This window comes from Taklimakanibacter albus (genome assembly GCF_016595235.1).
GTDB lineage: Bacteria > Pseudomonadota > Alphaproteobacteria > Rhizobiales > Aestuariivirgaceae > Taklimakanibacter > Taklimakanibacter albus.
Genome location: NZ_JAENHL010000004.1, coordinates 294,509 through 306,215 on the forward strand (window position 1 = coordinate 294,509; position 11,707 = coordinate 306,215).

The window sequence follows — 11,707 nt, forward strand, 5'->3', positions numbered from 1 at the left end:
GAGGCAGGCTCCATGGCAAAGATTAAGGTCGCGAATCCGGTGGTTGAGCTGGACGGCGATGAGATGACGCGCATCATCTGGGATCTCATCAAGACGAAGCTGATCCACCCCTATCTCGACGTCCCGCTCGAATATTACGATCTCTCGGTCGAGAATCGCGACAAGACCAAGGACCAGGTCACCATCGACGCCGCCCATGCCATCAAGAAGCACGGCGTCGGCGTCAAATGCGCCACCATCACGCCGGACGAAGGCCGCGTGAAGGAGTTCAACCTCCAGCAGATGTGGAAGTCGCCCAACGGCACGATCCGCAACATCCTGGGCGGCGTCATCTTCCGCGAGCCGATCATCTGCTCCAACGTGCCGCGTCTGGTGCCGGGCTGGACCCAGCCGATCATCGTCGGCCGTCATGCTTTCGGCGATCAGTACCGCGCCACCGATTTCAAATTCCCCGGCAAGGGCAAGCTGTCGATCAAGTTCGTCGGCGAGGACGGCAAGGTGATCGAGCACGAGGTTTTCTCGTCGCCCGGCGCCGGCATCGCCATGGCGATGTACAATCTCGACGAGTCGATCAAGGAATTCGCCCGCGCCTCGTTGAACTACGGCCTCAACCGCAACTACCCCGTCTATCTCTCGACCAAGAACACCATCCTCAAGGCCTATGACGGGCGCTTCAAGGACATCTTCCAGGAGATCTACGACAACGAGTTCAAGGCCGAATTCGAGAAGCGCAAGATCACCTATGAGCACCGCCTGATCGACGACATGGTGGCCTCGGCGCTGAAATGGACCGGTGGTTATGTCTGGGCGTGCAAGAACTATGACGGCGACGTGCAGTCCGACACGGTGGCCCAGGGCTTCGGCTCGCTCGGCCTCATGACCTCGGTGCTGATGACGCCGGACGGCAAGACGGTCGAGGCGGAAGCGGCCCATGGCACGGTCACGCGCCACTACCGCCTGCATCAGCAGGGCAAGCAGACCTCGACCAACTCGACCGCGTCGATCTTCGCCTGGAGCCGTGGCCTCGCCCACCGCGCCAAGCTCGACAACAACGAGGCGCTCAAGAAATTCGCCGACACCCTGGAAAAGGTGACAGTGGGAACGATCGAGGACGGCAAGATGACCAAGGATCTCGCGGTCCTGGTCGGCCCCGACCAGGCCTGGCTCTCGACCGAAGGCTTCATCGACGCCGTCGACAAGTCGCTCCAGAAGGCGATGGCCTGATTTCCCACTCTTTGAGATGCGTTCGAAAGCCTGCTGACGAAAGTCGGCAGGCTTTCGTGTAAGAGGGCTCCGAAAAGAGGAGACGAACATGGCTCACCCGATCTTCACCGGCGGCTGTCAGTGCGGCGCGGTGCGTTATCGCATCGAGGGGGCCTTGGGCCGGGCCGGCATCTGCCATTGCCGCATGTGCCAGAAGGCCTTCGGCAGCTGGGGTGCGGCTCTGGTGTCGGTGCCGGTGGCGCAGCTCACCTGGACGCGCGGACAGCCGTCCGAATTCCGCTCCTCGGCCATCGTGGCGCGCGGCTTCTGCGCCCAATGCGGCACACCGCTTCACATGAAAGAAGATGGCGACCCCGTTTACGAGATCGCCATCGGATCGCTCGACGAGCCTGAGCGGGTGCCCCCGACCGAGCAAGCGGGCGTCGAAGCGGAACTATCCTGGTTTAAATCGTTAGGCAGCCTGACCCGCCAGGCGACCGATGATTATCGCAGCCCCGAGGATATGCAGAAGCTCAGGAGCTTGCAGCACCCTGACCATGATACGGAGACTTGGCCGTCGCGCTGACCGCAGCGCCCTGGCTCTGCACCATCAAGGCGCGCCGGGCCGCGATCTCGGCATGCATGTCCATGATCGCCTTGGAGGCGGTCGTCTCGCAAAGCGACGGCACAAAAGCGTGCAGGAAAGCCGCCGCCGAAGCCTTGAACAGCCGGCCGCTGAAGGTGAGCGCGAACAGCATGTGCTCGAAAAACCCCTCGCCGACCTTTTCCGGATGATTCAGGAAGATGCGCTGGATGATCATGGGAAACCCTCAGGCCGAAGTGATTGAATGCGCCCATAATCACACGAGATTTGCGAGAAAACGTCCCAAATATTACTGTCAATGATCTCAATATTGGGATAATATCCCAACATGCTGGACAAAACCGATCGCGCCATCCTGGCCGAATTGCAGGCCGACGCCACCCTCACCATCGATGCCTTGGCCGAGCGCATCCATCTGTCGCGCAATGCCTGCTGGCGAAGGGTGAAGCAGCTGGAGGAGACGGGCGTCATCAAAGCCCGGGTGGCGCTGCTCGATGCGGCCAAGCTGGGCCTCGGCCTCACCGCCTTCATCGCCATCCGCACCGCCCAGCATGAGGAGAAGTGGCTCGAAAAATTCTCCCGCGCGGTGCGTGACTTCCCCGAGATCATCGGCGTCTACCGCACTACCGGCGAGACCGACTATCTGCTCCAGGCGGTGGTCAACGACATCGCCGGTTACGACCAGCTCTATAAGCGGCTCATCACCCGCATCGCCCTCACCGACGTCTCTGCGAGTTTCGTGATGGAGAAGATCAAGGAGACGACGGCTCTGCCACTCGCCTAGCGCGGGATGCGAAAAAGTGGATGCCGGTTTTTCGCGGGAATCCCGCGCTAATTTTTGGAATCGATCACGTTCATGAGTTTGGGTTGATTCAACCCAAACTCATCGTGATCGAATAGCTCAGGTCACCGTGCCGCGCAGAATATCGGCGACGGACTTGCAGGTCGGGATCAGTTGCGCGCAGATCGTCTGCCTTATCGCGCCCACCATCCGGCTTTCCGGTGCCGACAGGCTGATCGCCGCGATGGCATTGCCTTTGTCGTTGAAGATCGGCGCCGCGATGCAGCACGAGCCCTCCTCGTCCTCGCCCTCATCGACCGCATAGCCAGTGGCGCGGATGATATCGAGCTGCTCGAAAAACCGCTCCCGGTCGATCGTGGTTCTGGGCGTGACGCGCGAAAGCAAAACGGGCAGCAGCTTTTCCGCCTGCGGGCGTGGCTGGAACGCCAGGATGACCTTGCCCAGGGCCGTGCTGTGCAGATGCCCGCCCGAGCCGATCTGCGCCTGCATCCTGAGCGAGCGGCGGCTTTCGATGATATCGAGATAGAGGATCTCCGACGCCGCGATCACGCCGAGATTCACCGTTTCATTGAAGCGGTCGCGCAGATCGAGGAGATAGGGCCGGCAAACCTGGCGCAGCATTTCGTAAGGGTTGCTCGAATGGGAGAGCCACCAGAGGCCGATGCCGGGCCGGTAGCGGTCGGTCGTTGCGTCATGCTCAATGAGGCGTTTGGTGGCGAGACTGCGCAGATAGCGGAAGACGGTCGTCTTCGGCAGATCCGCCAGCTTGACCAGCTCATTGAGGCTGATCGGCTGGGACGCCTCGCAGACGAGCTGCAGCACCTGCATCGCCTTGATCACCGGCTGGACGATATAGCGGTCTTCGCCCTCCAGAGGATTGATTGGCGTTTCAGCGTTTCTCTTCATAAAACAAACTTTTCTTGACACGGAACGGAGGCCTATGGTCTGCATAATGTCAGGACTTGCCCTCCAGGGCAAACGCCAGTTCCGGCCCCATCCTTAACAGGCGCATATGCGTGACCTCATCGACAAGCTTGCTCTGGTGACCGGCGGCGCCGGGGGACTGGGCGAGGAGATTTGCTTCGGTCTTGCCGAAGCCGGCGCCCGGGTCATCCTGCATGACCTTCCGGAGTCTCCCGCCGCGGCGGTGCGCGACCGGATCAACGCGCAAGGATTCCCGCATGCGGTCAAGATCCTCACCGGCGATCTCTCCGATCTCGAAGGGCTGAAAGCCGCCGTCGGAGCCCTGCTCGACTCTGTTGGGCCGATCGATATCCTGGTCAACAACGCCGCGATCAATCCGCGCGATCCGATCGAGACCTATTCGCTCGAGCATTTCACCCGCGTGCAGGCGATCAACGCCCATGCCGCCTTCGTGCTCTGTCAGGCGGTCGTGCCGGGCATGAAACAGAGGGGCTCGGGCGCGATCGTCAATATCGGCAGCCTCACTTTGTCCGGCGCCGTGACCGACATGGTGCCTTACGTCTTCGCCAAGGGATCGCTCCTCGGCCTGACACGCGCATTGGCGCGGGAGGTCGGCCCCGCCGGCATCCGCGTCAACATGATTTCACCCGGCGCCATCCCGACCGAGCTCGAGCGCCGCGTCTGGGCCGACCGTCTCGCCGAGATCGACGCCCAGGTGCTGGGACTTCAGTCGCTCAAATATCGCGGCTCCGCCCGCGACGTCGCCGAAGCGGTCCTGTTCCTCGCTTCGCCCCGGAGCCGCTTCATCACCGGCCACGAGCTGCATGTGAATGGCGGCTGGTATATGGGGTGACCCACACTATTGGCTGGGACCATGGCCTGCTTGCGGTGGATCGCTTTGGCGGCAGGCTCGGTCCGGTGCTTTTCGTGCTCCCCGACGGCCGCCAAGTGGCGCCGCTCGCGGTGGCGCCGTGGTTCAGCGAGAAGGTCGACCTTTCGCTTACACCCCTTTTCCACCGCCTGCGCGGTGAATGGCCATGTGTCCCCTTCGGCAAGGACGTCAGTCATGGTTATAGCGCGTCGCAGGAGTGGGACGTGCTGGAAGCTTCCGACAGCCGCATCAGGCTCGCCATCGCCTATCCCGACGCTCACCCGATCAGGCGCCTCGAGCGCATCATTCGTCCCCTGCCCGACCGGCCTGCTATCGACCTCGAGCTGATCATCGATACACGGGAGGACTGCCGGCTTCCGGTGGGCCTTCATCCCACGCTCGGTGCCGGCCCGTGGTTCATCGATCTGCCGCCCGAAACATCTGTGGCCACCCCGAATTCGATCATTGCCCCGATCGCAAGCGTTCCGACCTCCGATGGCGCATTCATCGACGCCCGTCACTTTCCACCCGATGTCCCCACCGAGGAACTGCTGCAGGTTCTCGAAGCGAATGGCCGCGTGGGCCTTATCAACAAAGGTGAGGGCTATCGCCTCGACCTCACCTGGAACGAGGCTCACTTTCCAAGCCTTCTTTTGTGGATCAGCCACCGCGGCTTGATGATGCCGCCCTGGAACGGACGCACCACGATGCTCGGGGTCGAGCCGGTCTGCTCGGCCTTTGATCTCGGCACCACGGTCGCGCAAGGCGACAACCCGATCAAGGACCGCGGCATCGCCACGACGCTCGCCTTTCGTGCCGGCGAGACTTTCAGGACGCAATATCGCCTGGCCGCTCAGCCGATACAGTGAGGAAGCCGCTGATTAAATGGCCCGAACCCGGGCCAGCCGCATGACGGCGTACTCGTCCTTCCAGCAGACGGCGGCCTGCCAGGCGGCCGATGCCTGTTCGGCAATGTCCCGTGCATCCGCGTCGAGATCGGCAGCATTGTGGGGCAGGTCAAGGTCGAGATCGGGGACGTCGACATGTGACTCGTCCCAATCGATGAGCGCGACCTGGTGAGCGGTCATGAGAATATTGCGTGGATTGACGTCACCATGGACGACGCATGTCGGACGGCCTGCGAGCCGCGCCCAGGCCACCCGGCATCGGGCAACACCCTCGGGCGGCATCGCGGTGAGATCGATGCGTGTCCCCCGGTCAGCTTGCAGCAGGTCGATGGAGGATCGCCAGCCCGGTCGCTGCGGCCAATCCTGCGTAAGCCGGTGCAGTTCCCGCAGCGTGTCGGCCACGCGACGCCAGTCACCCTCCGTCTCGGGCGGTCCGCCCGCCAGGCAGCGCATCACCACCAGACCCTCGACGAACAGCCGGCCATCCGTCGTCGGGATAGGCACCGGTACCGTCATTCCGTTGCGGTCGAGGTGCTGGAGGAGTCCGGTCTCCCAAGCGAGATCGGCGCCGCTCCGCGTGTTAAGACGGGCGACTGCAAGCTGCCCACCGACTTGCACACGCCAAACATCATTGAGGAGTCCGCTCGTGAGCCGTTCCAGGCGACGAGCATCTTTCCCCCAATGTTCGAGTGCTTCCCATCCCATTCACAAGACTTTCAAGGCTTCAGATCAGGTGGGCAAGGATATCGTCGACGACGCTCGGGACGTACCGGTTCCTGATGCCCATAGGCGCCATTTATCACGGCTTTCAATCTGGCGAAACGAGACGCTCATGCCAAAAGATGCGTCAGCGCCTAATCGACGCCCTTCATGATCGAAACGGCTCGCGAGGCGAGCGCCATCGTCGGCGCGTTGGTATTGGCGGTCACGATCTTCGGCATCACCGAGGCATCGACCACCCGGAGCCTGTCGATCCCGCGCACGCGCAGCTCGGGCGTCACCACCGCGTCGTCATCCTTTTCCCGGCCCATCCGGCAGGTGCCGACGGGATGATAATCCGTCTTCACCGTGCGGCGCATATGCTCATCGATCGCCGCGTCATCCGCCGCACCAGCACCCGGCAGAATCTCCTTGGTCACCACATCGCGCAGCGGCCGCGCCGCCAGGATCTCGCGCGCCACCCGCATGCCGTCGCGCAGATGCCGCATGTCGTCCGGATGGCCGAGATAATTCGGGTTGACCAGCGGCAGGTCGCGCGGATCGGCGGAGCGCAGGCGCAGCCAGCCCGTGGCGCGCGGCCGCATCAGCACCGCATGTAGCGTGACGCCGTCGATATCGGGCACGCCCCGCACATCCTCGTCGATATAGCTCGTCTTCGGCACACACCAGATCTGGACGACCGGATCGCCGCTGCCATCCTCCGGCACGTGGAAGGAGCAGGCCTCGACGCCGGTGGTGGTGATGCGCCCGCGCCCCAGCAGCAGATATTCGATACCATTGGCGATCTTGCGCAAGCCCTGATCCTGGCGGAAATAGCCATAATTGCCGGGCGCCGCCGCCGCGATCGGCGCGCCGCAATGGTCCTGCAGGTTGTTGCCGACGCCGGCGAGATCAGCCTCGACCTTGATCCCGAGCTTGCCGAGCGCATCCGCCGGCCCAATACCGGACAGCATCAGCAGCTGCGGCGAAGTGAGCGCGCCCGCCGCCAGGATCACCTCGCCGTCGGCGCGCGCCTGCTGTCGGCCTCCGGCAACCAAATAGTCGACGCCGACCGCGCGGCCCCGCTCTATCACGATGCGCTCGGCCCGGGCGCCGGTGACGATCTCGAGATTGCGATTGCCGCGGATCGGCGTGATGAAGGCATCGACCGCGCTGCAGCGGCGTCCGCCGCCTGTCGTCACTTGCGGATAGCCGACACCGGCCGGCGCACCGTTGTTGAAATCGGGCGTGTAAGCGACGCCCATGCCCTGCAGCGTGCGCACATACTTGTGGCTCATCTCGCAGATGAAGCCCGGATCCGAGACCCGCAACGGCCCATACGCGCCATGCCAGCCATTGTTGAATTTCTGGTTGCCCTCGAGACGCATGAAATGCGGCAGGATCTTCCGCCATGACCAGAGATCGCTCCCGGTCATGTCGCCCCAGATGTCGTAATCGGCGGCGCGCCCGCGCATATAGGCCTGCGCATTGATGCTGCTGCCGCCGCCCAGCACCTTGCCTTGCGGGATCATCTGCACCCGCCCGCCGAGCTGTACCTGCGGCACGGTGAAATGCTGGGTGAAATATTTCGTGCCGCCGAGGATCTGGCTGAAGCCGGCCGGTACTTTGAGTATCCAGTCCTTGTAATCGCCGCCCGCTTCGAGAAGGAGCACCCGCGCGCCGAATTCCGCAACCAGCCGCGATGCGGCGACACAGCCGGCGCTGCCGCCGCCAACGACGATATAGTCGTAGGTTTTCGCCGCCGCCACCATCAGCGCTCCCCAACAGGCCGCGTCGCCTGGTCCAGGCCACGCAGATAGCCGATGGCGAAGAGATGTCCCTGTATCGCATAGCCTTCGGGCCCTTCGCCTGCATCGGTGGCGAGCAGCGGCGCGTGATCGCTGCGCAGATAGCCGTCGAAGCCGATCTCATGCAGCTTGCGGAACACCGCGATCAGATCGGTCTGACCGTCATCGGGAAATGTCTCGATGAAATCGGTGCCCGTGCCGGAGATGTCGCGCACATGCACATAGGGAATGCGCTCCCGGTAGCGCTCGATGAGAGCGGTGATATCGGCACCCATCTCGGCGAAGCAACCGATGCAGAAGGTGATGGCATTGGCGGGGCTCGCCGAGATCGCCAGCAAACGATCGAAACTCTCCTGCCGGTCCATGATCCGCTCGAGCCCACAGAGCGGCGAGAGCGGCGGATCGTCGGGATGCATGGCGAGCTTGACGCCGGCCGCTTCCGCCGCCGGCACGACCGCTTTCAGGAAACGTTCGAGATTGTCCCACATGCGCTCGCGTGGAATCGCCGCCTCGTCATGCGGCATTGTCTGCGCCGTCACGTCGCTCAGGCGGAAGCCGCTGGTGCGGGCGCCCCCCCGCGTCGTCGCATCGAAGCGGGTGCGCACCACCATGGCGTCCTCGCTCACCTGTGGCATGAAATTATAAGCGATCACTTCGACGCCGAGCCGGCCGAGATGACCGATGATGCGCTTATAACGTTCGATCTGCTCATCCGCCCCCTCCTTGCCCATCACGATGCGGTCGATCGCCGGTCCCTGCTCGGCAATTTTCCACGGCAGGTCATGACGCTCATAGATGGCGCGGATCTCTTTCAACGCCGCGAGATCGCCCGGCAGGTCCTGCATGTCGTAATGGACGGCAAAGTCGCCTCCCAGTTGCCTCAGCGCCTTGAGGCGCTTTTCATTCGGCGGCGTGACGACCATGGACAGCTTCATAGGGGCTCCTCAGTTCAGAAAGGATCGAGCGGATAAAGCGGCCGCGTCGCCCGCGTGAAAGGAATACGGCGCATGTCGGGCGCCGTCGGCCCGGCCGTATTGGCCGAAATGATACGCGCCGCGAGGGGCCCGAAACTCTGGCGGAAATGCGCCGGGGACTTCACGAAGACGAGCGCTGCCTGATCGAGCGGCAGGCCTTGTGAGAAATACATCGCCTTGTCCCATTCCATCGACGGCTGGCTGCGGACCAGAAGCCGGATTGACCCGATTGCGATGACCGCCGTCGGCCCCATCGATAGTTCCAGGCCGTTAGGCCCGCCATCGGTCATCTTATAGATGCCGTCCGACAGCGACTGGACGCGGCCGCGAATGGCGATCGGCGCGCCATCCGTCTTCGAGAAATAATGCCCGACCGGTGTAGTGACCTCCGCCCCGGCGCCGGCCGAGATGGCGGCGGCGACGGCGCCCGGATCGCAGATGGTGAGATAGGACAGCCCCGATGCCTTGTCGGCGCCCAAAGCGAGCAGCGTCTTCAGCACCTCCGCGCTGTCCGCCGCCGAGCCGCCGGTCGGCGCATCGCCCGCATCGCTCACCAGCGTCATGCCTTCAGACGTGAGGCCGATACGGATGGCCTCCTCCAACGCCACGAGTTCGGGAAAGAAATCGGCGCGCCGCTGCCACGTCATCTCGGCCAGCTTCTCTGCCGCCGCCGTGGCGCGTTCCGCATCCTCGGCGCAGACCAGCGCCGCGAAGCCCAGATCCGGCACATCGATCCAGGGCTGCACCGGGAACAGCGCCGCATGAATCACCTCGCCGTCGCGCTCCATCCGCCGCGCCTCCTGGACGACCGGCAGCAGCGGTCCGTCGGTGGTGCGCGTACAGACGGGGCTCACCAGCAGCGGCCGCTTGGCGAGCGCCATCGCCGGCATCGGCCGTCGCCCCGCCACGACATCGAGCAGGATACGCGCCGTGCGCTGGCCGGTCTCGTACATGTCGATATGCGGATATTCGCGATAGCCGATATGGAACACATGGGGCTGCAGCTTCAGCGGCGTGATATGGCCGTGGAGATCGAGGCTGACGCCGATCGGCACCGACGCAGGCAGGATCCGGCGCAGGCGCTGGATGATCTCGCCGTCGCCATCCGGCTGGTCCTCGACGACCAGCGCCCCGTGCAGCGCCAGCAGAACGCCGTCGACCGGCCCCGCGGCGCGCAGGCGTTCCTCCATCTCACCAACCAGCGTGTCGAAGGCTTCGCGCGCCACCGTACCGCTGGCCGCCGCATAAGCGGCGATGAGCGGCACCGGCTCCGCTTTCGCGTCTCTCAAGACATCGAAAAAGCCCGGCACTTCGGTGCGCGCCGCGCCATAACCGGTGAGCATCTCAGTCCCGCGCAGGAGATAGTAGCTCTCGAAAGTCGCGACCGTCGTCGGCAAAGGCGAGAAGCTGTTGCTCTCCTGCATGAGGGACGCGACGGCGATGCGGGTCGGCATGGTCGGATGATCTCCTAGAGGCTGGCGAGCGCTCCCTTGAGGCTCGCAATAGTCTCGTCGATCACCGCATCATCATGCTCGGTCGAGATGAACCAGGCGCCGCGTTCGAGCACGCGCACACCGCGCTCGAGCAGCGCGGTGGTGAGGCGCACATAACCGGCGCGGTCGGTGGCGATGATGTCGCGATAATTGCGCGGCGCCGCCTTGAGCCCGAAGCCGACATGGAAGATCTGCGGAAAGCCGGTGACCGTCGCCGTCGCTCCTGCCGCCGCCAGCGCCGACCTGACACCCTCCATCAGGCGCGCCCCCCGCTGTTCCAGCTTTTCATAACTGCCCGGCGCCTTCAGCGCCTTCAGCGTCGCCACCGTCGCCGCCATCGCGATCGACTGCGAATTGTAAGTACCGCCATGCATCACCTTGCGGCCCGCGGCGAACTCGTCCATCAGCGCCGCCTTGCCGACGAGCCCCGCCACCGGGAAGCCGCTCGCCACCGCCTTGCCGAAGATGGTGAGATCGGGCGTGACACCGAGGCGCTGCTGCACACCGCCGGCGCTTACCCGGAAGCCGGTGATGACTTCATCGAAGATCAACACCGTGCCCACCTTGCTGCAGGCCTGGCGTACGCCTTCGAGATAGCCGGCGGCCGGGAAGATCGCGCCCGTATTGCACATCGCCGGCTCCATGATGAGAGCGGCGACGTCGCCACGGGCGAGGCGTTCCTCGACGAGATCGAGACGGTTCCACGACAGCACTTCGACGCGCTGACCGGCGAGGTCGTCCTGACCGGCCGTGCCGGACTGCGGTACGGGTGCCGCCTCCCCGCCCATGCGATCAGGCGCCGGCGCCACGCTCCACAGAACATTGTCGAGCCAGCCATGATAATGGCCCTCGAATTTCACGATCGTGCCGCGCCCGGTAATGGCGCGCGCCAGGCGCAACGCCGCCTGCACCGCCTCGCTGCCCGACGAGCTGAAGCGCACCCGCTCCGCCGAGGGCAGCATGCCGCACAATAATTCCGCCGCCTCGAATTCGACTTCGCTTTGACCGCCGAACAGGATGCCCTTGCCGAGTTGGGCCTGGACGGCCTCCACCACCGCTTGCGGCTTGTGGCCGAGGATCATCGGTCCCATGCCGAGATAATAATCGATCAGCCGGTTGCCATCGGCATCATGGAGATAAGGCCCCTCGGCATGATCGAAGACGAGCGGCGTCGGTGAGATGCCGAGCCGGAAATTGCTGCTGACGCCGCCGGGCAAGTACCGGGAGGCCAGCTGGATACGGTCGCGCGAATGCTGGAAGCTGAGAGTCACGATACTATCCCCACATGAAATCTGCCGACATTCAACATGCCTCGTCATTTCATGTCAAGAAAACTACGTTTCTTACGAAGGAACAGCAGCTCTGCGCATTTTGCCGGGTGAACCGAGTCCGGAATTTCAGCGATTCTCCCATATCATTGG

The 11,707-nt window shown here is 63.8% G+C and carries 12 protein-coding genes; 5 read left to right on the forward strand and 7 right to left on the reverse strand.

Annotation, left to right across the window (positions count from 1 at the left end):
* Positions 1-12: 12 nt before the first annotated feature.
* Together JHL16_RS02765 and JHL16_RS02770 are read left to right on the forward strand one after the other, a co-directional pair.
* Positions 13-1,224: an NADP-dependent isocitrate dehydrogenase gene (locus tag JHL16_RS02765; protein WP_137860153.1), complete on the forward strand. Its 1,212-nt coding sequence runs from the start codon at positions 13-15 to the stop codon at positions 1,222-1,224.
* Between the two features lie 88 nt (positions 1,225-1,312).
* A complete protein-coding gene (locus JHL16_RS02770) occupies positions 1,313-1,789 on the forward strand; it encodes a GFA family protein (protein ID WP_200183366.1) in 477 nt (158 codons plus the stop codon).
* Here JHL16_RS02770 and JHL16_RS02775 read toward each other — a convergent pair.
* Positions 1,737-2,024, reverse strand: a complete 288-nt coding sequence (locus JHL16_RS02775) for a DUF6356 family protein (RefSeq protein WP_200183714.1) — start codon at positions 2,022-2,024, stop codon at positions 1,737-1,739. The two genes, JHL16_RS02770 and JHL16_RS02775, sit on opposite strands and share 53 nt — an antisense overlap.
* Positions 2,025-2,135: 111 nt before the next feature.
* Between JHL16_RS02775 and JHL16_RS02780 the strand changes: the two genes are divergently transcribed.
* Positions 2,136-2,591 (forward strand): Lrp/AsnC family transcriptional regulator, encoded by a 456-nt coding sequence (locus JHL16_RS02780; RefSeq protein WP_200183367.1) that lies wholly within the window; start codon positions 2,136-2,138, stop codon positions 2,589-2,591.
* Between the two features lie 117 nt (positions 2,592-2,708).
* Here JHL16_RS02780 and JHL16_RS02785 read toward each other — a convergent pair whose 3' ends face one another.
* Entirely contained in the window at positions 2,709-3,515 is an 807-nt protein-coding gene (locus JHL16_RS02785; RefSeq protein WP_200183368.1) for an IclR family transcriptional regulator, read from the reverse strand.
* 106 nt (positions 3,516-3,621) lie between these two features.
* On the opposite strand from JHL16_RS02785, the gene JHL16_RS02790 reads away from it, so the two are divergent.
* Together JHL16_RS02790 and JHL16_RS02795 are read left to right on the forward strand one after the other, a co-directional pair.
* The gene (locus JHL16_RS02790) at positions 3,622-4,386 is read left to right on the forward strand and encodes an SDR family NAD(P)-dependent oxidoreductase (RefSeq protein WP_200183369.1); all 765 of its coding nucleotides are present in this window, start codon (positions 3,622-3,624) and stop codon (positions 4,384-4,386) included.
* Complete coding sequence (locus JHL16_RS02795) at positions 4,383-5,273, forward strand: hypothetical protein (RefSeq protein WP_200183370.1); 891 nt, start codon at positions 4,383-4,385, stop codon at positions 5,271-5,273. Before JHL16_RS02790 ends, JHL16_RS02795 begins: the two co-directional genes overlap by 4 nt.
* 12 nt (positions 5,274-5,285) lie before the next feature.
* On the opposite strand, the gene JHL16_RS02800 is transcribed toward JHL16_RS02795, so the two are convergent.
* The 5 genes from JHL16_RS02800 to JHL16_RS02820 all read right to left on the reverse strand — a co-directional run bounded on the left by JHL16_RS02800 (position 5,286) and on the right by JHL16_RS02820 (position 11,557).
* Positions 5,286-6,017, reverse strand: a complete 732-nt coding sequence (locus JHL16_RS02800) for a phosphotransferase (protein ID WP_200183371.1) — start codon at positions 6,015-6,017, stop codon at positions 5,286-5,288.
* A 149-nt stretch (positions 6,018-6,166) separates the two neighbouring features.
* Entirely contained in the window at positions 6,167-7,783 is a 1,617-nt protein-coding gene (locus JHL16_RS02805; RefSeq protein WP_200183372.1) for a GMC family oxidoreductase, read from the reverse strand.
* Positions 7,783-8,754, reverse strand: a complete 972-nt coding sequence (locus tag JHL16_RS02810) for a mannonate dehydratase (protein ID WP_200183373.1) — start codon at positions 8,752-8,754, stop codon at positions 7,783-7,785. The genes JHL16_RS02805 and JHL16_RS02810 overlap by 1 nt, the downstream gene beginning before the upstream one ends.
* Before the next feature lie 14 nt (positions 8,755-8,768).
* The gene (locus tag JHL16_RS02815; protein ID WP_200183374.1) at positions 8,769-10,247 is read right to left on the reverse strand and encodes a M81 family metallopeptidase; all 1,479 of its coding nucleotides are present in this window, start codon (positions 10,245-10,247) and stop codon (positions 8,769-8,771) included.
* 14 nt (positions 10,248-10,261) lie between these two features.
* Positions 10,262-11,557, reverse strand: coding sequence for an aspartate aminotransferase family protein (locus JHL16_RS02820; protein ID WP_348647157.1), 1,296 nt, complete (start codon positions 11,555-11,557; stop codon positions 10,262-10,264).
* Between the last annotated feature and the right edge of the window lie 150 nt (positions 11,558-11,707).

Bases quoted from the DNA above. Each gene is read 5' to 3' on its own strand.
- JHL16_RS02765 (WP_137860153.1), top strand. From the start codon at position 13: ATGGCAAAGATTAAGGTCGCGAATCCGGTGGTTGAGCTGGACGGCGAT.
- JHL16_RS02770 (WP_200183366.1), top strand. From the start codon at position 1,313: ATGGCTCACCCGATCTTCACCGGCGGCTGTCAGTGCGGCGCGGTGCGT.
- JHL16_RS02775 (WP_200183714.1), bottom strand. From the start codon at position 2,024: ATGATCATCCAGCGCATCTTCCTGAATCATCCGGAAAAGGTCGGCGAG.
- JHL16_RS02780 (WP_200183367.1), top strand. From the start codon at position 2,136: ATGCTGGACAAAACCGATCGCGCCATCCTGGCCGAATTGCAGGCCGAC.
- JHL16_RS02785 (WP_200183368.1), bottom strand. From the start codon at position 3,515: ATGAAGAGAAACGCTGAAACGCCAATCAATCCTCTGGAGGGCGAAGAC.
- JHL16_RS02790 (WP_200183369.1), top strand. From the start codon at position 3,622: ATGCGTGACCTCATCGACAAGCTTGCTCTGGTGACCGGCGGCGCCGGG.
- JHL16_RS02800 (WP_200183371.1), bottom strand. From the start codon at position 6,017: ATGGGATGGGAAGCACTCGAACATTGGGGGAAAGATGCTCGTCGCCTG.
- JHL16_RS02805 (WP_200183372.1), bottom strand. From the start codon at position 7,783: ATGGTGGCGGCGGCGAAAACCTACGACTATATCGTCGTTGGCGGCGGC.
- JHL16_RS02810 (WP_200183373.1), bottom strand. From the start codon at position 8,754: ATGAAGCTGTCCATGGTCGTCACGCCGCCGAATGAAAAGCGCCTCAAG.
- JHL16_RS02815 (WP_200183374.1), bottom strand. From the start codon at position 10,247: ATGCCGACCCGCATCGCCGTCGCGTCCCTCATGCAGGAGAGCAACAGC.